The sequence below is a fragment of the Streptococcus sp. M143 genome, assembly GCF_000162495.1.
GTDB lineage: Bacteria > Bacillota > Bacilli > Lactobacillales > Streptococcaceae > Streptococcus > Streptococcus dentisani.
In genome coordinates, this window is record NZ_GG730097.1 from 113,868 (window position 1) to 133,818 (window position 19,951).

Here is a 19,951-nt window from a genome sequence, read left to right on the forward strand (position 1 = left end):
TAAATAAAATGGGTAAATATTTTGGGACTGATGGAGTCCGTGGAGAAGCAAACGTAGAACTGACGCCAGAATTGGCCTTTAAACTGGGACGTTTTGGTGGTTATGTCCTTAGCCAACACGAAACGGAAGCCCCTAAAGTTTTTGTAGGACGTGATACACGTATCTCAGGAGAAATGCTAGAATCTGCCTTGGTGGCAGGTCTTCTATCAGTAGGGATTCACGTCTACAAACTCGGTGTCCTTGCGACACCAGCAGTAGCTTATTTGGTCAAAACTGAGGGAGCCAGTGCAGGTGTCATGATTTCCGCTAGCCACAACCCAGCCCTTGATAATGGAATTAAATTCTTTGGTGGGGATGGCTTCAAACTTGATGACGACAAAGAAGCAGAAATCGAAGCCTTGCTAGATGCTACAGAAGACACCCTTCCTCGTCCAAGTGCCGAAGGATTGGGAACCTTAGTGGACTATCCAGAAGGTTTACGTAAGTATGAAGGTTACCTTGTTTCAACTGGAACGCCTCTTGAGGGAATGAAAGTGTCCTTGGACACAGCAAACGGTGCAGCATCTACAAGTGCCCGTCAAATCTTTGCAGACCTTGGGGCTCAAATAACTGTTATCGGTGAGACACCAGATGGTCTTAATATCAACTTGAATGTGGGTTCTACACATCCAGAAGCTCTTCAAGAAGTGGTCAAAGAAAGCCAGTCAGCTATTGGTTTGGCCTTTGACGGTGATAGTGACCGTTTGATTGCTGTTGATGAAAATGGCGACATCGTCGATGGTGATAAGATCATGTACATCATCGGGAAATATCTTTCTGAAAAAGGCCAGTTGGCTCAAAACACCATCGTGACAACGGTTATGTCTAACCTTGGGTTCCATAAGGCCTTGGAGAGTGCTGGCATTAAAAAGGCAGTGACTGCTGTTGGTGACCGCTATGTCGTTGAAGAAATGAGAAAATCAGGCTACAATCTTGGTGGTGAACAGTCTGGTCACGTTATCTTGATGGATTATAATACAACAGGTGATGGTCAATTATCAGCTGTTCAATTGACTAAAATCATGAAAGAAACAGGCAAGAGCTTGTCCCAACTAGCATCAGAAGTGACGATTTACCCGCAAAAACTGGTCAATATCCGAGTGGAAAATGCCATGAAAGAAAAAGCCATGGAAGTGCCAGCCATCAAGACAATCATCGAGAAGATGGAAGAAGAAATGGCAGGGAACGGCCGTATCCTTGTCCGCCCAAGTGGAACAGAACCCCTCTTGCGCGTCATGGCAGAAGCCCCAACAACAGAAGAAGTTAACTACTACGTAGATACGATTGCTGCGGTTGTTAAAGATGAAATCGGAATTGACTAAAGCCTAGAAAACTAGATGAAATGATAAAAATGTGGTACAATTGCATAGTAAATTGTAGCAATGGGAGAGAAAAATGAATCTTAAACGAGAACAAGAATTTGTTAGCCAGTATCACTTTGATGCTCGTAACTTTGAATGGGAAAATGAAAATGGAGCTCCTGAAACCAAGGTAGACGTGAACTTTCAGCTACTCCAACATGACCAAGAAAACCAAGTGACTTCGCTTGTCGTTATCTTGAGTTTCATGATTGTCTTTGACAAATTCGTCATCAGCGGAACGATTTCTCAAGTTAACCATGTGGAAGGTCGTATTGTCAACGAACCAAGCGAATTTAACCAAGAAGAAGTTGAAAACTTGGCACGTCCATGTTTGAACATGCTCAATCGTTTGACGTATGAAGTAACAGAAATCGCCTTGGATCTTCCAGGGATCAATTTGGAGTTTTAGTCATGAAATTAGCTGTCATTACAGATTCTTCAGCCTATTTAGAGGAGGAGACGCTGCAAAGAGAGAATCTATTTGTCTTGGATATTCCTGTCAATATTGATGGGGAGGAGTATGTTGAAGGTGTCAATCTGACTGCTGAGGAATTTTATCAAAAAATGGCTCAGTCTGCAGAATTGCCTAAAACTAGTCAACCAAGTATTGCCAAATTGGATGAGATTCTAAGTTCCTTGAAAGATGAGGGTTATACCCATGTTTTGGGACTCTTTCTTTCGTCAGGAATTTCAGGCTTTTATCAGAACATCCAATACATGTTGGATGAGTATGATGGCTTGACCATTGCCTTTCCAGATACCCATATCACAAGTTCCCCTCTAGGATTTATGGTGGAGAGTGCCTTTGAATGGGCAGAACAAGGCGATGATTTTGTCCAGATTCAGGAGAAGTTGGCTATCCAAATCGCTGATAACTCAGCCTTTATCATAGTAGATGACCTCGACCACTTGGTTAAGGGAGGACGTTTGTCAAATGGGGCTGCCGTCTTAGGGAATCTCCTCAGTATCAAGCCTATCCTTTACTTTAATGACCATGGGGTTATTGAAGTTTACGAAAAAGTTCGTACGGAAAAGAAGGCAATCAAACGTTTGGTGGAAATCATCAAAGAGTTGACAAAAGATGGGGACTACCGTATCACAGTCATTCATGGCAATACTCCTCAAAAGGCAGTGGACTTACGTCAGCTTTTGATTGAGAGCGGTGTGACTTCTGAGATTCCAATTGTTAGCTTTGGTAGTGTCATTGGGACCCACCTTGGAGAAGGCAGTATTGCCTTGAGCTATACACCAATCGTCTAGATTGTTCTTACAGGCTTTGTATCTTAGAAATTGAACACGGACTATCTGCCACTTGAAAAAAGATGCCTGTCTTGCCTTTCGTGGAAAGTCAGTGCCATTCTCTATTTTTCATGGGCAGCTAACGTCCTTTGTATCTTAGACAGGAGTAGAGATGAGTATTCGAGTAATTATTGCCGGGTTTAAGGGAAAGATGGGCCAAGCTGCTTGTCAGATGGTCTTGGCTGATTCAGACTTGGACTTGGTTGCAGTGTTGGATCCTTTTGAGTCTGAATCAGAATGGCAGGGGGTTCCTGTATTCAATGATAAGGCCGACTTGGCTGGTTTTGAAGCGGATGTTTGGGTAGATTTTACCACACCAGCCGTTGCCTACGAAAATACACGCTTTGCTCTTGAAAATGGCTTCGCTCCAGTGGTTGGAACAACAGGCTTTACTAGTGAAGAAATTGCAGAACTAAAAGCATTTTCCCGTGAACAAGATTTGGGTGGCTTGATTGCCCCTAACTTTGCCTTGGGAGCTGTCTTGCTGATGCAATTTGCGGTGCAGGCTGCCAAATATTTCCCAAATGTGGAGATTATCGAGCTCCATCATGACAAGAAAAAGGATGCTCCGAGTGGAACAGCTATTAAAACTGCCGAGTTAATGGCGGAAGTTCGAGAGTCTATTCAGCAAGGTGCGCCTGATGAGGAAGAATTGATTGCAGGTGCTCGTGGTGCTAACTTTGATGGCATGCGCATCCACTCAGTTCGTCTACCAGGCTTGGTAGCCCATCAGGAAGTCATTTTTGGCAATCAGGGAGAAGGATTGACCCTCCGTCATGACTCCTATGATCGCAGCTCCTTCATGACAGGGGTGAATTTGGGAATCAAAGAAGTTGTCAAGCGTCATGAGCTTGTTTATGGATTAGAACACTTATTATGAGATTAACACAAATGCCTTCTGAATTTCAGAAGGCTTTACCAGTATTAGAAAAATTAAAGAAGCAGGTTTTGAAGCCTATTTTGTTGGGGGGTCCGTCAGAGATGCCCTTCTCCATCGTCCCATCCATGATGTGGATATCGCGACCTCTTCTTATCCAGAAGAGACCAAGCAGATTTTTCCGCGAACAGCCGATATCGGAATTGAGCACGGAACAGTCTTGGTTTTAGATGGGAATGAAGAGTATGAAGTAACTACCTTTCGGACGGAGGATGTCTATGTGGACTATCGCAGACCGAGTGCGGTTTCTTTTGTGCGTTCGCTAGAAGAAGACCTCAAACGTCGTGATTTCACAGTCAACGCCTTTGCCTTGGATGAGACAGGTGAAATCATTGACTTGTTCCATGGTTTAGAAGATTTGGAAAATCAAGTTTTGCGAGCAGTTGGAATTGCTAGTGAGCGTTTCAACGAAGATGCTCTGCGGATTATGCGTGGTTTTCGCTTTCAGGCCAGTCTTGGTTTTGAACTTGAGCCAGAAACATTTGAAGCGATGAAATCCTTGACGCCGCTCTTGGAGAAGATTTCTGTGGAGCGCACCTTCGTTGAGTTTGATAAACTCTTGCTGGCACCTTTTTGGCGAGTTGGCCTGTCTTCCATGATTGAGAGTCAAGCTTATAATTATCTTCCAGATATGGCAGGGAGTCAGGACAAGCTCAACAGACTGTTTGATTTAGAGAGTGATTTCACTTTTGAATCTTCCGAACAAGCTTGGGCGGCTCTATTGTGGACTTTGGAGATTAAAGATGCGCAGCCATTTTTGAAGGCGTGGAAAACCTCACGCCAGTTTGCCAAGCAAGTACAAGATTTGCTGACTATTTTGGCTTTGCGAGAAGAAGGAGAGCTGAGCAAGCGCGATTGTTACCGCTTTGACTTGGATTCCCTTCTACAGGCTGAAAATCTTCGTCAGGCTCAAGGAAAAGCAGTCAACCCACAAGCCATCACAGAAACTTACCAGAGTTTGACCATTTATGATAAGAAAGAAATCCAGATCAACGGTGGTATTTTAATCAAGGAATATGGTTATCAACCTGGGCCAGATTTGGGAGAGGTTTTAACAGAGATTGAGTTTGCCATTGTTGATGGAGAGTTGGAAAATGACCGTCAAGCCATCCATGCTTACCTGAGGGAGAAAAAATGAGTGATTTTATCGTTGAAAAACTAAGCAAATCCGTTGGTGACAAGACCGTTTTTAAGGATATTTCCTTTATTATTCATGACTTGGACAGAATAGGTCTAATTGGTGTCAATGGAACGGGTAAGACCACCCTTTTAGATGTTCTTTCGGGTGTTTCTGTCTTTGATGGTGATGTCAGTCCCTTTTCGGCAAAGAATGACTATAAGATCGGTTACTTGACTCAGAATCCAGATTTTGATGATAGCAAGACGGTCTTGGATACGGTTCTATCCAGCGACCTCAAGGAAATCCAGTTGATTCGTGAGTATGAACTCCTCCTGCTCAACTACAGTGAGGACAAGCAGGCTCATTTGGAACGGGTCATGGCAGAGATGGACTCTCTCCAAGCTTGGGAAATTGAAAGCCAGGTCAAGACGGTTCTCAGCAAGTTGGGGATTCAGGACTTATCAACTCCTGTTGGCGAATTGTCAGGTGGTCTGAGAAGACGGGTTCAGTTGGCGCAAGTTCTCCTAGGAAACCACGACCTCTTGCTTCTGGATGAGCCGACAAACCATTTGGATATTGCGACTATTGAGTGGCTGACCCTCTTTTTGAAAAATTCCAAGAAGACCGTTCTCTTCATCACACATGATCGTTATTTCCTAGACGCTTTGTCAACACGAATTTTCGAGTTGGACCGAGCAGGCTTGACCGAGTATCAGGGCAATTATCAGGACTATGTTCGCCTTAAGGCGGAACAGGATGAGCGCGATGCGGCTCTTCTCCACAAAAAAGAACAACTTTATAAGCAAGAATTGGCCTGGATGCGCAGACAACCGCAGGCGCGTGCGACCAAGCAACAAGCTCGTATCAATCGTTTCCACGACTTGAAAAAGGAAGTTTCAGATAATCCTACTGAGACAGACTTAACCATGAACTTTGAGACCAGTCGGATTGGTAAGAAGGTCATCGAGTTTAAAGATGTTTCCTTCGCTTATGAGAACAAGCCCATTTTACAAGATTTTAACCTCTTGGTGCAGGCCAAAGACCGTATCGGTATCGTTGGGGACAACGGTGTGGGAAAATCCACCCTGCTTAATCTGATTGCAGGAAGTCTTGCGCCGACTGAAGGTCAACTTATCATCGGTGAGACGGTTCGCATCGCCTATTTCTCTCAACAAATCGAAGGCTTAGACGAGAGCAAGCGCGTTATCAATTACCTGCAGGAAGTGGCAGAAGAAGTCAAGACCAGTGGTGGTTCTACGACTTCCATTGCAGAGTTGCTGGAGCAGTTCCTCTTCCCACGTTCGACGCATGGAACCTTGATTGAGAAATTGTCAGGTGGAGAGAAAAAACGCCTCTATCTCCTCAAATTACTCTTGGAAAAACCAAATGTTCTTCTTTTGGACGAGCCGACCAATGATCTAGACATTGCAACTTTGACAGTTTTGGAGAATTTCTTGCAGAGTTTTGCCGGCCCTGTCTTGACAGTTAGCCACGACCGTTATTTTTTGGATAAGGTAGCGACCAAGATTCTCGCCTTTGAGAATGGCAACATCCGTACTTTCTTTGGCCATTACACTGATTACCTTGATGAAAAAGCCTTTGAAACAGAGATGGCCAATCAAGTGCAAAAGGCCGAAAAGGAGAAAGTGGTCAAGGTCCGTGAAGACAAGAAACGCATGACCTACCAAGAAAAGCAGGAGTGGGCAAGCATTGAAGGCGATATTGAAATCTTGGAAAATCGTATCGCAGCCATTGAAGAAGAAATGCAGGCAAATGGCTCCGACTTTGGCAAACTGGCGACGCTTCAGAAAGAGCTAGACGAGAAAAATGAAGAACTCCTTGAAAAATACGAACGCTATGAATACCTAAGTGAGTTTGATAGTTAGAAGAATAGAAAAATCCCGTCGCAATGACAGGATTTTTCTATTCTTTTTTTGTTTCCTGGTGAAAAATATTTTGCCAAGTCTCATGGCGACGCCAGATACTAGTGTGGACGATGCCATCTAGCTCATAGCAAATGAGTTTTGTTTTCTGACTGATGGAAGTGATCTGAATGTCCTTAATCGCAGCTTTAAGTTCTTTTTCGGCTCGATAAGCCTCTTTATCCATCTGTTCTCCATCTTGACGGATATAGATAAAGTCCTCAGCAAGGAGTTCTTCTAGCTGATTTCCTTGGTCAATCAATTGCTCGCGCATGAGCAGTTTTTTGTAGACATTGTCTAAAATTTCATCTTCAGGTATAGGTGCTGGCTCGATATGGACGTCGGTATCAAAGACTCCAAAACGCTCTTCTAGCATAGACTCGACCTGGTCTGCAATCTCATGACTTTCATAGACAGATAAGTCGGGATTCATTTCTAAGGTGATATCAAGGTAGATGTTGCTACCGTAGGTACGCCCTCTTTGGGACTTGACCTTACTAATCTTTGGAATTTCCATGATAGCCTTTTGGTAGTCTTCTAGTAGCCGGTCATCAAAACCATCTGAAAGACTGAAGGAAGACTCGATAAAGATATCATAGGCTGTCTTTAAGATAAAGAAAGTGATGATGATAGCGACTAATTTATCCACAATCGGATAATTAAAACTGCTGGCTAGGATAGCAATGGAAGTACCAAGTGAGGTGACTGCATCGGAAAGATTATCTTTAGCTGCTGCCTTTAGAGCTTTGGATTTGGATTTCTTACTGAGGCGTGTGTTATAGAGATAAACGACAAACATGACCGCTGCCGAAATGATTCCTAGAAATGCTCCCAGAGGATCGATAATCGTTTGTTCCCGACTGAGAATTTTTTGAATGGTGTCCCGAAGCACATCAAAACCAACATAGAACATGATGATGGAAGTAATCAAACTAGCCAAATCTTCAATCTTCCAGTGACCAAAGCGATGGTCACGGTCTGCAGGTTGGCGAGCCATCCGAATCCCGATCAAGAGGGCTACATTTCCGATAATATCGGATACGTTGTTAAAACCATCTGCCACCAAACTGGAGGAGTGAAGGAGGTGGCCAGTTGCCAATTTTGCCGCAGACAAGAGGAGGTAGGTCGAAATGCTGATAATGGCACCACGTTCCGCCAACTTGAGATTTGACATGGATTGATTCATCGGACTTCCTTTCTAGTGCTGAGATTCTGTTTTCATTATACTGGTTTTCATGGGAAAATTCAAATTTAGTCTTGTTTCATCTGATTTAAACCCTTGAAAAATGTTCAAATTTTGATATAATAGTACTACTCATCAAGGGAGTAGCTGGCAGAAACCTGTGATAGTGTCGTCATTCCGAATTGTATACTGAAAAGTATGTTTTCCGGCGCTATCTTAAACAGCGAGACTTGTTATGGATTAACAGGTCTCTTTTTGTTTGTCATAAAACCAAAAGAGAGCTTGTTTTGCACACAATGTCAAGGAGGAGACACATGTCAAAAAAACAAAAACGCCAAGCGTTTTACACTCAGAGTCCTAAAGAGGTCTTGAAGTCAGTTGAAGCAACTGAGCAAGGTCTTTCGTCAAGCGAAGCGCAGAAACGCCTAGCTGAATTTGGACGTAATGAACTGGAAGAGGGTGAGAAAAAAATCTCTCCTAGTCAAGTTTATCGAGCAATTTAAGGATTTGATGATTATTATTTTGGTGGCTGCAGCCATCTTGTCTGTCATAACTTCTGGTGGGGAAGATATCGCAGATGCCATCATTATCCTTGCCGTGGTTATCATCAATGCTGCCTTCGGTGTTTACCAAGAAGGAAAAGCAGAAGAAGCCATCGAAGCCCTCAAATCTATGTCCAGTCCAGCTGCTCGCGTTATTCGTGATGGACACATGGCAGAAATTGATTCCAAAGAATTGGTGCCAGGAGATATCGTTGCCCTTGAAGCAGGTGACGTAGTGCCAGCAGACCTACTTTTGCTAGAAGCTAATTCTCTTAAAATCGAAGAAGCAGCTTTGACAGGTGAGTCTGTTCCAGTTGAAAAAGACTTGACCGTAGAGCTCGCTGCCGATGCTGGTATTGGTGACCGTGTCAATATGGCCTTCCAAAACTCAAACGTGACTTATGGTCGTGGTCTTGGTGTTGTTGTCAATACAGGTATGTACACGGAAGTTGGTCATATCGCTAGCATGCTCCAAGATGCGGATGAGACGGATACACCACTCAAACAAAACTTGAACAACCTTTCTAAGGTCTTGACGTACGCTATCTTGGTCATTGCCCTTGTTACTTTTGTAGTGGGTGTTTTCATTCAAGGTAAAGATCCACTTGGTGAGTTGATGACTTCTGTTGCGCTTGCTGTTGCAGCCATCCCAGAAGGGCTCCCTGCTATCGTAACCATCGTTCTTGCCCTTGGTACTCAAGTTTTGGCAAAACGAAACTCTATCGTTCGTAAGTTGCCAGCAGTTGAAACGCTTGGTTCAACAGAAATCATCGCTTCTGATAAGACTGGTACGCTTACCATGAACAAGATGACAGTCGAGAAAGTCTTCTATGATGCAGTCCTACATGACTCAGCTGATGATATTAAACTTGGCTTGGACATGCCACTACTTCGTTCAGTTGTCTTGGCCAACGATACCAAGATTGATGCTGAAGGAAACCTGATTGGTGACCCAACCGAAACAGCCTTCATCCAGTATGCCTTGGACAAGGGCTACGATGTTAAAGGGTTCTTAGAGAAATATCCTCGTGTAGCTGAATTGCCGTTTGACTCAGATCGTAAACTCATGTCAACAGTTCACCCATTGCCAGATGGTAAATTCCTCGTAGCAGTCAAAGGGGCTCCAGATCAACTCTTGAAACGTTGTGTTGCTCGTGATAAGGCTGGAGATGTTGCTCCGATTGATAATCAAGTCAATGACTTAATTCACACAAACAACTCTGAAATGGCTCACCAAGCCTTGCGTGTTCTTGCGGGTGCTTATAAGATTATCGATAGTATTCCAGAAAATCTTACTTCTGAAGAACTGGAAAACAACTTGATCTTTACTGGATTGATTGGGATGATTGACCCTGAACGTGCCGAAGCGGCAGAAGCTGTTCGTGTCGCTAAAGAAGCTGGTATTCGTCCAATCATGATTACGGGTGACCACCAAGATACAGCGGAAGCTATTGCCAAACGTTTGGGAATCATCGATGAAAATGACTCAGAAGACCATGTTTTGACTGGTGCTGAGCTCAACGAACTTTCTGATGAAGAATTTGAAAAAGTAGTTGGTCAATACTCTGTTTATGCGCGTGTATCTCCAGAACACAAGGTTCGTATCGTGAAAGCTTGGCAAAACCAAGGTAAGGTCGTTGCCATGACTGGTGACGGTGTCAACGATGCGCCAGCTCTGAAAACAGCCGATATCGGTATCGGTATGGGAATTACTGGTACAGAGGTTTCTAAGGGGGCTTCTGATATGATTCTTGCGGATGATAACTTTGCGACTATTATCGTCGCAGTTGAAGAAGGACGTAAGGTCTTCTCAAACATTCAAAAGACAATTCAATATCTTCTTTCTGCCAATACGGCTGAAGTTTTGACCATCTTCCTAGCAACCCTCTTTGGATGGGATGTTTTGCAACCAGTTCATCTTTTATGGATCAACTTGGTAACCGATACCTTCCCAGCTATCGCTCTTGGTGTTGAACCTGCTGAACCTGGTGTTATGACCCACAAACCTCGTGGACGTAAGTCAAGCTTCTTCTCAGGTGGTGTCTTGAGTTCTATCATCTATCAAGGTGTACTCCAAGGGGCACTGGTCTTGACCGTTTATGGCCTTGCTCTTACCTATCCAGTCCATGTAGGAGACAATCAAGCCATTCACGCAGATGCCCTTACCATGGCCTTTGCAACACTCGGTTTGATCCAGCTCTTCCATGCCTACAACGTTAAGTCTGTTTACCAATCCATCTTGACAGTTGGACCATTCAAGTCTAAGACCTTCAACTGGTCAATCTTGGTATCCTTCATTCTCTTGATGGCAACAATTGTTGTAGAACCGCTTGAAGGAATCTTCCACGTAACAAAACTGGACTTGTCACAATGGGCTATTGTTCTAGCTGGAAGCTTCTCAATGATACTTATCGTCGAAATCGTCAAGTTTGTTCAACGTAAACTTGGTCTTGATAAGAACGCGATTTAAAAAGTAAGTCATCTTCGGATGGCTTTTTTTGCATTTGAAGGAAAGGACTAGAAGTTGCCCCCTTTTGTGCTATAATAAAGTAAAGTTGTAAGGAGCGTAAGAGAATGGAAAAGAAAATTGTCCGAGATGTCCTATTCTTGTCACAGGTCTCGAAACCTGCAAGTCAGGAGGACCTTTATCTGGCTAAGGATTTGCAGGATACCCTGCTGGCCAATCGCGAGACCTGTGTCGGTCTGGCGGCTAATATGATTGGGGTGCAGAAGCGCGTGATTATCTTTAATCTTGGCCTAGTTCCCATGGTTATGTTTAACCCTATTCTCCTTTCCTATAAAGGACCTTATGAGACAGAGGAAGGTTGTTTGTCTTTGACTGGGGTTCGAACGACGACTCGTTATGAAACGATTACGGTTTCCTATCGCGATAGCAAGTGGCAGGAACAGACCATTACGTTAACAGGCTTTCCAGCTCAGATATGCCAACATGAACTGGATCATTTGGAAGGACGAATTATTTAGGAGGAAATCAGATGAAACGTATAATCTTTGAACTTGTTTTTATCGCAACGACCTGGTATATCTTTTTACCACCATTCAATCTTACCAGTTGGGAATTCATCTTCTTTCTCTGTGGGCATCTGGTGGTGATGGGGATTTTGTTTAGTTTCCGCAAGGATACCAATCTCCTAAAAACTATTCATGTACGTCATGGAAAGGTTGCAAACGAACTCAATCTAGAAGGGCTTCATTTTAATAAATTAGGTGGAGGATTGTTGCTGGCTGCAGGCCTTATCTTTGCCCTTGCTGGACTGGTAAGTCTAGTGACTTCTAGTTTTTTCCAGGCTAAAAACTATGCTAATGTGGTGTCCATCACAGAAAAAGACTTTAAAGATTTTCCTAAGAGTGATACCAGTAAGGTTCCAATCCTAGATCGGAGCACTGCAGAAAAAATTGGTGACCGTTATCTGGGCTCTCTGACAGATAAGGTATCCCAGTACGTAGCGGCAGATACCTATACCCAGCTGACGGTCGATGGCAAACCCTATCGGGTAACACCCTTGGAGTATGCTGACCCGATCAAATGGTTTAATAATCAGTCCAAGGGAATTGGCGAGTATATCAAGGTTGATATGGTGACAGGGAATGCGGAATTGGTAGATTTAAAAACACCGATGAAGTATTCGGACTCCGAGTATTTTAACCGTGACGTCAAACGTCATCTTCGAATCAAGTATCCGACCAAGATTTTTAAAACCCCGTCCTTTGAGGTGGATGATGAAGGCAATCCTTTCTATGTAGCAACCGTTTATCAAAAACAGTTTGGTCTAGGAGTACCTCGCCCTTCATCTGTTATTATCTTGGATGCTACTAATGGAGAAACTAAGGAATATAGCTTGGATGAAGTGCCAGAATGGGTAGACCGTGTCTATCCAGCCGAAGAAACCATCGAACAAATCAACTACAACGGAAAGTATAAAGACGGCTTCTGGAATGCCTTGGTTTCTAAGAAAAACGTCACCCAAACGACGGAGGGATATAACTATCTTTCTATCGAAAATGACATTTATCTCTACACAGGGGTGACTTCAGCAAATGCTGACGAAAGTAATCTAGGATTTATCCTTGAAAATATGCGCACTGGTGAAATCACCAAGTACAATCTAGCATCAGCAACCGAAGAATCTGCCCGTGCTTCCGCAGAAGGAGCCGTTCAGGAGAAGGCCTACAAGGCTACCTTCCCTATTCTGGTCAATCTCAATGACAAACCGCTCTACATCATGGGCTTGAAGGACAATGCAGGCTTGGTCAAGGAGTATGCATTGGTCGATGCCGTGGAGTACCAAAACGTCATCGTAGCAGCTACGGTAGATGAACTCCTTAGCAAATATGCCAATAAAAATGACCTCGAGCTGGATAATGAAACGGTGGAAAACATTAAGGGAATCGTCTCAGACCTTAAATCAGCTGTTATCAAGGGTGATACTGTCTACTTCTTCAAAGTTGATGGCAAGATCTACAAGGTCAAGGCTTCAGTGTCAGACGACCTTCCTTACCTTGAAAATGGGCAATCCTTCGAGGGTCAAGTTGGAAAAGATAACTATCTCAAGACCTTTAAAGTCAAGTAAAAGAAACCTCGGTATTAACCGAGGTTTTTCAGATGAAATTCTTGGTCGTGATTGAAAAATATGCTACACTAACAATATGAAAATTTTAATCCCAACAGCCAAAGAAATGAACACAGACTTGCCGAGTATCAAAGCGCTCCCCTTGAGTGAAGAAAGTCAGGCAGTTCTTGACTCACTGGCGCACTACTCTGCCAGTGAATTAGAAAGTTTTTATAAGGTATCTGCCGAGAAAGCAGAAGAAGAGTACGCCCATATTCAAGCTCTAAAAGATCAGAGGGCTAAACATTATCCAGCCTTGAAACTCTTTGACGGTCTCATGTATCGCCACATCAAACGAGATGAGTTGACCGAGGCTGAACAAGCCTATCTTGAAAATCATGTTTTAATTACATCAGCTTTGTATGGCGTTGTTCCAGCCTTGTCACCTATGGCTCCCCACCGTTTGGACTTCTTGATGAAGTTAAATGTCGCTGGTAAGACTTTAAAGAGTCATTGGAAGTCAGCCTATGATGAGGCGCTACAGGACGAGGAGTTGATATTTTCACTCTTATCATCAGAGTTTGAAACTGTATTTTCTAAGGAAATCAGAGAAAAGATGGTGACCTTCAAATTTATGGAGAATAAGGCAGGCCAGTTGAAGATCCATTCAACCATTTCAAAAAAAGCCCGTGGCGCCTTTTTGACTGCCTTGATAGAGGGGCAAATCCAAACTGTCGAACAAGCTCGCAAGCTCCGCTTTGCCGGCTTTGACTACCGACCTGATTTATCAAGTGACTTAGAACTCGTCTTTGTGAAACAAGCATAAAACCAGCTCGAATGAGCTGGTTTTTGCTTGATTAGTTGATGGCTGCAAGAAGGTTGTCAGCTTGTTTGGCAAGTGATGAGGCAGCTGCTTTGTCTAGCACCAATTTTCCGTCTGCCCAAGCAGAGTCATTGACACGCGCGGCAGTAAAGTCGCCAACGACTTGTGTGCGGATAAATGGCAAGAGGTCTTTGTAAATCGCAAAGAGTTGTTCGTGACCTGCATTTGCTACAGAAGAGACAGTAACAAACTTGTCTTGAAGGGCAGAAGCACTACGTGTATCTGTCAAGTCAAGGGCGCGGGAGAGCCAGTCAAGCAAGTTCTTCACTGTTCCAGGGATAGAGAAGTTGTAGACTGGAGAGAAGATCCAGATAGCATCCGCAGCAAGGACTGCTTCACGAGCAGCAGCTACAGCTGGATGAGTCGGAACTTCAAGATCTTGGCTGAAGAGGGGAACAGCTGAGTAATCAAGATAGCTGACTTCCACTTTACCAGCAAGTGCTTTTTCAGCTTCGAGGGCCATTTGGTGGTTGAAAGAACCTTGTCGTAGTGAACCGACGATAAATAGTACTTTTTTAGACATGATGTGTCTCCTTTAGTTTAAAATTCAAAGAGCGAACCCTTTTGTTACCATCTATGTTACAACAAATGATACTAATTAGCAATAATTTTGCTCACAAATTTTTAAATTTTTTTAAAATGCGGATTAAGTCTTCCTTTTCGCCATCTTCCAAGATGCTGAGTGCTTCTACGATAGAATCGATATGATCAGGAAGAATCTCTTCGATTTTTCTGCGTCCTGCAGGTGTTAATTTCAGGAAAAAAGAGCGACGATCCTTGGGGTCGCAAGTTCTAGAAATCCATCCATCTCGAACCATGTTTCGGATGACAACAGTCATGTTCCCAGAAGTGGCTAGCATTTTTTCAATCAAATCCTGAATGCGTAGTTCCCCCTTGCTATAGAGGGTTTCCAAAACTGAAAATTGGGTGGGTGTTAGCCCGTATTCTTTAGCAGCCTTAGCTTCATATGGTTTAAAAGTCCGTATGGCTTTATTGAGGATGATAGCTGTTTTTAAGTCTAGTTGATTATCGGAAATTTTCTCTTTCAAATATTGTTTCATAAGGTTATTTTATCAATAATGAGAGAGAAAAACAAGAACTTATATTTTAAAGGAAAAGAATCTTAGAATGTTCCTGTCTTCACTTGTAATAAAGAAGGAGAGATGGTAAAATAGACGAGTGAAACTAAGACAGAAAAAAGCAAAAAACAAGCTACTTTTACAGTATGGAATCGGCATTGCTCTGGTACTGCTAGTCATGACCACTTCCTTCCTTTATCTGATATCACTCAGCATGAAACCCTATCAAGATGCTAGAGTTGAGGGAGAAAAACTGGCCAAGCAGTACGCAGAATTGGAAAAGACAGACCAGGTTGATTTTTATAATGGACTAGAAAGCTATTACAGCGTTCTGGGGCATAATAAAAAGCAAGAGGCCATTGCCGTACTGATTGAAAAGAATGACCATAAGATTTATGTTTATCAGCTTGATAAGGGGATTTCTCAAGACAAGGCAGCGACGATTTCGAGGGAAAAAGGAGCTAGCGACATTGACAAAGTCACCTTTGGTCGCTATAAGGATAAGCCGATTTGGGAAGTTAAGTCAGGAAACCAGTACTATCTGGTCGACTTTGAAACAGGAGCAGTGATCCAATAAGGAGGACATATGAAACTATCCAAACGTGTACTAGAAATGGAAGAAAGCGTCACTCTAGCTAGTGATGCAAGAGCTAAAGCATTAAAGGCTCAGAGAAAGGATGTTCTTTTCCTAACCTTGGGACAGCCTGATTTTCATACTCCTGAAAATATTCAGAATGCAGCGGTGGAAGCGATTCGAGATGGACGAGCTTCCTTTTATACAGTTGCTTCAGGCCTACCAGAGTTAAAAGCAGCGGTTAATACCTATTTTGAACGCCATTATGGGTATTCTGTAGCAGCTAACGAGGTTACCTTTGCCACTGGTGCTAAGTTCTCTCTCTATACCTTCTTTATGGCTGTGGTCAATCCAGGTGATGAGGTCATCATTCCTACACCTTACTGGGTCAGCTATGGAGACCAGGTCAAGATGGCAGAAGGTGTGCCAGTCTTTGTCCAGGCCAAGGAAGACAATCACTTTAAAGTAACAGTAGAGCAGCTAGAAGCAGCCCGAACAGCTAAGACCAAGGTCTTGGTTCTCAATTCGCCATCGAATCCGACCGGTATGATTTACTCTCGTGAGGAACTCTTGGCTATCGGAAATTGGGCGGTTGAACATGATGTCCTTATCCTAGCAGATGATATTTACGGTCGTCTAGTTTATAATGGGAATGAATTTGTTCCAATCTCTAGTCTGTCAGAATCCATTCGCAAGCAAACCATCGTGATTAACGGTGTATCTAAGGCCTATGCCATGACTGGTTGGCGGGTAGGTTATGCTGTGGGAAATCCTGAGATTATCGCTGCTATGAGCAAACTAACAGGACAAACAACCTCCAACCTGACTGCTGTATCGCAATATGCTACCATTGAAGCCCTAACTGGGCCACAAGATTCTGTCGAAATCATGCGCCAGGCTTTTGAGGAACGTTTGAACACTATTTATCCTCTCTTGTGTCAAGTGCCAGGATTTGAAGTTGTCAAGCCCCAAGGGGCCTTCTATCTCTTCCCAAATGTTAAAAAAGCGATGGAGATGAAGGGTTATACCGATGTGACGGACTTTACAACAGCTATCCTTGAAGAAGTCGGACTTGCCTTGATTACAGGAGCTGGATTTGGAGCACCAGAAAATGTTCGTCTCAGTTATGCCACCGACTTGGATACATTAAAAGAAGCTATTCGCCGTTTGCATCAGTTTATGGAAAAATAAAACTTAGAATCTTCGCCTTTTTAGCGAAGATTTTTTGTAACGAAAATCTCGCGATTTTTCTCTAGTAGAACCTAGCTATCGCAGTCTATTTATGGTAAAATAGTGGGTAATGATGTCTTCGGACAAGTTAAACGAAAAAAGGAAGATAGATTATGACAAAACGTGTAACAATTATCGATGTAAAAGACTACGTTGGTCAAGAAGTGACCATCGGAGCTTGGGTTGCCAACAAATCAGGAAAAGGAAAAATTGCCTTCTTGCAATTGCGTGATGGAACTGCCTTTTTCCAAGGAGTTGCCTTCAAACCAAACTTTATTGAAAAGTTCGGTGAGGAAGTGGGGCTAGAGAAATTTGATACGATTAAACGCCTAAGCCAAGAGACTTCTGTTTATGTGACAGGGATTGTCAAAGAAGATGAGCGTTCTAAGTTTGGTTATGAGCTTGATATTACAGACATCGAAGTGATCGGTGAATCTCAAGACTACCCAATCACACCAAAAGAACACGGAACTGACTTCTTGATGGACAACCGTCACTTGTGGCTCCGCTCTCGTAAGCAAGTAGCGGTAATGCAAATCCGTAACGCCATCATTTATGCAACCTATGAGTTCTTTGACAAGAACGGCTTCATGAAGTTTGATAGCCCTATTCTTTCAGGAAATGCAGCAGAAGATTCAACAGAACTCTTTGAAACAGATTACTTCGGAACGCCAGCCTACTTGAGTCAATCAGGTCAGCTCTATCTTGAAGCGGGTGCTATGGCTCTTGGTCGTGTCTTTGACTTTGGTCCAGTATTCCGTGCTGAAAAATCAAAAACGCGCCGTCACTTGACTGAGTTCTGGATGATGGATGCGGAGTACTCATACCTGACACACGATGAATCACTTGACTTGCAAGAAGCTTATGTAAAAGCCCTTCTCCAAGGTGTTCTTGACCGTGCGCCTCAAGCCTTGGAAATCTTGGAGCGTGATACAGAGCTCTTGAAACGCTACATTGCTGAGCCATTCAAACGCATCACTTATGATCAAGCCATTGACCTCTTGCGAGAGCATGAAAACGATGCTGATGCTGACTACGAGCATTTGGAACATGGAGATGACTTCGGTTCACCACACGAAACTTGGATTTCGAACCACTTTGGTGTGCCAACATTTGTCATGAACTACCCAGCAGCTATCAAGGCCTTCTACATGAAACCAGTTCCTGGAAATCCAGAGCGCGTGCTTTGTGCTGACTTGCTAGCACCAGAAGGCTATGGAGAAATCATCGGTGGTTCCATGCGTGAGGAAGATTACGATGCCCTTGTCGCTAAGATGGATGAACTTGGTATGGATCGTACAGAGTACGAATTCTATCTTGACCTTCGTAAATACGGTACTGTTCCACACGGTGGATTTGGTATCGGTATCGAGCGTATGGTAACCTTTGCAGCTGGAACAAAACACATCCGTGAAGCGATTCCATTCCCACGTATGTTGCACCGTATCAAACCATAAAAAGACTAAAACGCCCTAGGGGCGTTTTTTCAAAGTAGAAGAAGGAAGAGGTGAGGAACATGTAAAGTTGGGATTAACAAGTGACAGACACAAGGATATATACACTTGTTAAAGGAGAAATGATGTTTAAAGCAAATTATCGGAAGAATATCGGTCTCATGGCTGGTGTGGAATTTTTTGCCTTTTTGGGAATTACCAGCTTTTGGATTTTATTTCTCAGTCAAAATGGGATGTCACTTTGGCAGATTGGCTTATTGGAAAGTATTTTTCATGCCACTAGTGTCATCTGTGAAATTCCCTCTGGAATGTTAGCTGACCGCTATTCCTATAAAACCAATCTATATTTAAGTCGAATAGCTGGGATTGCGTCGTCTATTCTCATGTTACTAGGACAAGGTAATTTTTGGATTTACGCACTCGCTATGGTGGTGAGTGCCTTGTCTTATAATTTTGATTCGGGGACGAGTGCAGCCATGGTTTATGATTCAGCCGTGGAGGCTGGATTAAAAGAGCGCTACTTATCTATCTCAAGTTTTATGTCAGGAGTCGCAGAAGGAACTCGGTCTTTGGGGACCATTTTAGCAGGATTTTTTGTCCATGGTCAATTGCACTTGACCTACTATATCATGATTGCTACTTCGATTATCGTTCTTTTTCTAACTTGGATGCTAAAAGAGCCTAGTGTTAAAGCGCAAAAATCTGAGCGTTTGACGATGAAAAGGATTATGTTGACTGTCAAAGAGGAGTTGCAGAGAAATCCCAGTCTTTTTGGTTGGATGATTCTGTCCCAAATCATCGGAACACTGATGTGTATGTTTTATTTTTACTATCAAAATCAACTGCCTGACCTAGAAGGATGGCAGATTTCGATGGTCATGCTGATGGGCAGTGCGTTGAATATCTGGGCAGTTTATCTAGCAAGTAAGATTGGAAAGAGGTATTCAGCTTTAAAGCTTTTTCCAATTCTTGTCCTCTTGACGGGAGGAACTTATTTGCTGTCCTACTTTGGTACGCCACTGATTTATATTTTAGTTTATTTGATTAGTAACGCCTTATATGCTCTCTTTCAACCGATTTTTGACAACGATTTACAAAAGCGACTCCCAAGTGAGGTACGGGCAACCATGCTAAGTGTCTACTCTATGATGTTCAGCCTGAGTATGATCGTCATTTTTCCTCTGACGGGGTGGTTGATTGACTATCTAGGATTTGTAGTAGCCTTTCTTTACTTAGGGTTCATTTTAGTACTAGCCAGCTTTTTGCTATTTTTCATTTTGAAAGAGATGGCCGGATTTTTGGAACTAAAAGAGAATGTTATTTCTAAGAAATAGAGTTATTTTTCATTTTTATCTTTTTTCTCTTGCCATCTACTAGCTTTTCTAGTATAATAGTTAATTGTGAGCAAACCTCACTTACCCCTTGCAAAGACTTGGGGTCATTAGACCAAAAGGAGGAACATATCAATGGCTAAATACGAAATTCTTTATATCATTCGTCCAAACATTGAAGAAGAAGCGAAAAACGCTTTGGTAGCACGTTTTGACTCTATCTTGACTGACAACGGTGCAACTGTTGTTGAATCAAAATCATGGGAAAAACGTCGTCTTGCATACGAAATCCAAGATTTCCGTGAAGGACTTTACCACATCGTTAACGTTGAAGCAAACGATGACGCAGCTCTTAAAGAGTTTGACCGTCTTTCAAAAATCAACGCTGACATTCTTCGTCACATGATCGTCAAACTTGACGCGTAA

The 19,951-nt window shown here is 43.0% G+C and carries 16 protein-coding genes and 2 pseudogenes; 15 read left to right on the forward strand and 3 right to left on the reverse strand.

Annotated features, from left to right (window positions below; all coding sequences use genetic code 11):
• Positions 1-8: 8 nt before the first annotated feature.
• The 6 genes and pseudogenes from glmM (at position 9) to HMPREF0850_RS07235 (ending at position 6,642) form a co-directional block, all read left to right on the forward strand.
• A complete protein-coding gene (gene glmM, locus HMPREF0850_RS07210) occupies positions 9-1,361 on the forward strand; it encodes a phosphoglucosamine mutase (protein ID WP_000521439.1) in 1,353 nt (450 codons plus the stop codon).
• A 73-nt stretch (positions 1,362-1,434) separates the two neighbouring features.
• Complete coding sequence (locus tag HMPREF0850_RS07215) at positions 1,435-1,809, forward strand: DUF1149 family protein (RefSeq protein WP_001050090.1); 375 nt, start codon at positions 1,435-1,437, stop codon at positions 1,807-1,809.
• A gap of 2 nt (positions 1,810-1,811) precedes the next feature.
• Positions 1,812-2,660, forward strand: coding sequence for a DegV family protein (locus HMPREF0850_RS07220; protein ID WP_000762151.1), 849 nt, complete (start codon positions 1,812-1,814; stop codon positions 2,658-2,660).
• 151 nt (positions 2,661-2,811) lie between these two features.
• Complete coding sequence (gene dapB, locus HMPREF0850_RS07225; protein ID WP_000027889.1) at positions 2,812-3,579, forward strand: 4-hydroxy-tetrahydrodipicolinate reductase; 768 nt, start codon at positions 2,812-2,814, stop codon at positions 3,577-3,579.
• Positions 3,576-4,774: pseudogene (locus tag HMPREF0850_RS07230) on the forward strand (CCA tRNA nucleotidyltransferase). Before dapB ends, HMPREF0850_RS07230 begins: the two are co-directional and overlap by 4 nt.
• Positions 4,771-6,642: an ABC-F family ATP-binding cassette domain-containing protein gene (locus tag HMPREF0850_RS07235; protein WP_001279120.1), complete on the forward strand. Its 1,872-nt coding sequence runs from the start codon at positions 4,771-4,773 to the stop codon at positions 6,640-6,642. The pseudogene HMPREF0850_RS07230 and the gene HMPREF0850_RS07235 overlap by 4 nt, the downstream one beginning before the upstream one ends.
• A gap of 37 nt (positions 6,643-6,679) precedes the next feature.
• Here the strand turns inward: HMPREF0850_RS07235 and mntE are convergent, their stop codons facing one another.
• Positions 6,680-7,864 carry a CDF family manganese efflux transporter MntE gene (gene mntE / locus HMPREF0850_RS07240; RefSeq protein WP_001076579.1) on the reverse strand — a complete coding sequence of 395 codons (1,185 nt, stop codon included), beginning with the start codon at positions 7,862-7,864 and terminating at the stop codon, positions 6,680-6,682.
• Positions 7,865-8,175: 311 nt separating this feature from the next.
• Between mntE and HMPREF0850_RS07245 the strand changes: the two are divergent.
• From HMPREF0850_RS07245 to yaaA, 4 genes and pseudogenes are all read left to right on the forward strand, one after another.
• Positions 8,176-10,873: pseudogene (locus HMPREF0850_RS07245) on the forward strand (cation-translocating P-type ATPase).
• Positions 10,874-10,977: 104 nt separating this feature from the next.
• Entirely contained in the window at positions 10,978-11,388 is a 411-nt protein-coding gene (locus HMPREF0850_RS07250; RefSeq protein WP_000412253.1) for a peptide deformylase, read from the forward strand.
• Positions 11,389-11,399: 11 nt separating this feature from the next.
• Positions 11,400-12,995 carry a hypothetical protein gene (locus HMPREF0850_RS07255; RefSeq protein WP_000821218.1) on the forward strand — a complete coding sequence of 532 codons (1,596 nt, stop codon included), beginning with the start codon at positions 11,400-11,402 and terminating at the stop codon, positions 12,993-12,995.
• A 76-nt stretch (positions 12,996-13,071) separates the two neighbouring features.
• Positions 13,072-13,800: a peroxide stress protein YaaA gene (gene yaaA, locus HMPREF0850_RS07260; protein WP_000697795.1), complete on the forward strand. Its 729-nt coding sequence runs from the start codon at positions 13,072-13,074 to the stop codon at positions 13,798-13,800.
• 31 nt (positions 13,801-13,831) lie between these two features.
• Here yaaA and HMPREF0850_RS07265 read toward each other — a convergent pair whose 3' ends face one another.
• Together HMPREF0850_RS07265 and HMPREF0850_RS07270 are read right to left on the reverse strand one after the other, a co-directional pair.
• Complete coding sequence (locus HMPREF0850_RS07265; protein ID WP_000039645.1) at positions 13,832-14,380, reverse strand: NAD(P)H-dependent oxidoreductase; 549 nt, start codon at positions 14,378-14,380, stop codon at positions 13,832-13,834.
• 91 nt (positions 14,381-14,471) lie between these two features.
• Positions 14,472-14,918 carry a MarR family winged helix-turn-helix transcriptional regulator gene (locus HMPREF0850_RS07270; RefSeq protein WP_000816313.1) on the reverse strand — a complete coding sequence of 149 codons (447 nt, stop codon included), beginning with the start codon at positions 14,916-14,918 and terminating at the stop codon, positions 14,472-14,474.
• 118 nt (positions 14,919-15,036) lie between these two features.
• Between HMPREF0850_RS07270 and HMPREF0850_RS07275 the strand changes: the two genes are divergently transcribed.
• The 5 genes from HMPREF0850_RS07275 to rpsF all read left to right on the forward strand — a co-directional run bounded on the left by HMPREF0850_RS07275 (position 15,037) and on the right by rpsF (position 19,951).
• On the forward strand, positions 15,037-15,513 hold the full coding sequence (locus HMPREF0850_RS07275; RefSeq protein WP_000776853.1) for a cell wall elongation regulator TseB-like domain-containing protein: 477 nt from the start codon (positions 15,037-15,039) through the stop codon (positions 15,511-15,513).
• Between the two features lie 9 nt (positions 15,514-15,522).
• Positions 15,523-16,701 (forward strand): pyridoxal phosphate-dependent aminotransferase, encoded by a 1,179-nt coding sequence (locus tag HMPREF0850_RS07280; RefSeq protein WP_000777452.1) that lies wholly within the window; start codon positions 15,523-15,525, stop codon positions 16,699-16,701.
• Between the two features lie 152 nt (positions 16,702-16,853).
• Positions 16,854-18,197, forward strand: a complete 1,344-nt coding sequence (gene asnS, locus HMPREF0850_RS07285; RefSeq protein WP_000167129.1) for an asparagine--tRNA ligase — start codon at positions 16,854-16,856, stop codon at positions 18,195-18,197.
• A 122-nt stretch (positions 18,198-18,319) separates the two neighbouring features.
• Positions 18,320-19,528 carry an MFS transporter gene (locus HMPREF0850_RS07290; RefSeq protein ID WP_000471478.1) on the forward strand — a complete coding sequence of 403 codons (1,209 nt, stop codon included), beginning with the start codon at positions 18,320-18,322 and terminating at the stop codon, positions 19,526-19,528.
• A gap of 132 nt (positions 19,529-19,660) precedes the next feature.
• Positions 19,661-19,951, forward strand: coding sequence for a 30S ribosomal protein S6 (gene rpsF, locus HMPREF0850_RS07295; RefSeq protein ID WP_001151782.1), 291 nt, complete (start codon positions 19,661-19,663; stop codon positions 19,949-19,951).

Bases quoted from the DNA above. Each gene is read 5' to 3' on its own strand.
- glmM (WP_000521439.1), top strand. From the start codon at position 9: ATGGGTAAATATTTTGGGACTGATGGAGTCCGTGGAGAAGCAAACGTA.
- yaaA (WP_000697795.1), top strand. From the start codon at position 13,072: ATGAAAATTTTAATCCCAACAGCCAAAGAAATGAACACAGACTTGCCG.
- mntE (WP_001076579.1), bottom strand. From the start codon at position 7,864: ATGAATCAATCCATGTCAAATCTCAAGTTGGCGGAACGTGGTGCCATT.
- asnS (WP_000167129.1), top strand. From the start codon at position 16,854: ATGACAAAACGTGTAACAATTATCGATGTAAAAGACTACGTTGGTCAA.
- HMPREF0850_RS07265 (WP_000039645.1), bottom strand. From the start codon at position 14,380: ATGTCTAAAAAAGTACTATTTATCGTCGGTTCACTACGACAAGGTTCT.
- HMPREF0850_RS07270 (WP_000816313.1), bottom strand. From the start codon at position 14,918: ATGAAACAATATTTGAAAGAGAAAATTTCCGATAATCAACTAGACTTA.
- HMPREF0850_RS07250 (WP_000412253.1), top strand. From the start codon at position 10,978: ATGGAAAAGAAAATTGTCCGAGATGTCCTATTCTTGTCACAGGTCTCG.
- HMPREF0850_RS07220 (WP_000762151.1), top strand. From the start codon at position 1,812: ATGAAATTAGCTGTCATTACAGATTCTTCAGCCTATTTAGAGGAGGAG.
- dapB (WP_000027889.1), top strand. From the start codon at position 2,812: ATGAGTATTCGAGTAATTATTGCCGGGTTTAAGGGAAAGATGGGCCAA.
- HMPREF0850_RS07235 (WP_001279120.1), top strand. From the start codon at position 4,771: ATGAGTGATTTTATCGTTGAAAAACTAAGCAAATCCGTTGGTGACAAG.
- rpsF (WP_001151782.1), top strand. From the start codon at position 19,661: ATGGCTAAATACGAAATTCTTTATATCATTCGTCCAAACATTGAAGAA.
- HMPREF0850_RS07290 (WP_000471478.1), top strand. From the start codon at position 18,320: ATGTTTAAAGCAAATTATCGGAAGAATATCGGTCTCATGGCTGGTGTG.
- HMPREF0850_RS07215 (WP_001050090.1), top strand. From the start codon at position 1,435: ATGAATCTTAAACGAGAACAAGAATTTGTTAGCCAGTATCACTTTGAT.
- HMPREF0850_RS07255 (WP_000821218.1), top strand. From the start codon at position 11,400: ATGAAACGTATAATCTTTGAACTTGTTTTTATCGCAACGACCTGGTAT.
- HMPREF0850_RS07280 (WP_000777452.1), top strand. From the start codon at position 15,523: ATGAAACTATCCAAACGTGTACTAGAAATGGAAGAAAGCGTCACTCTA.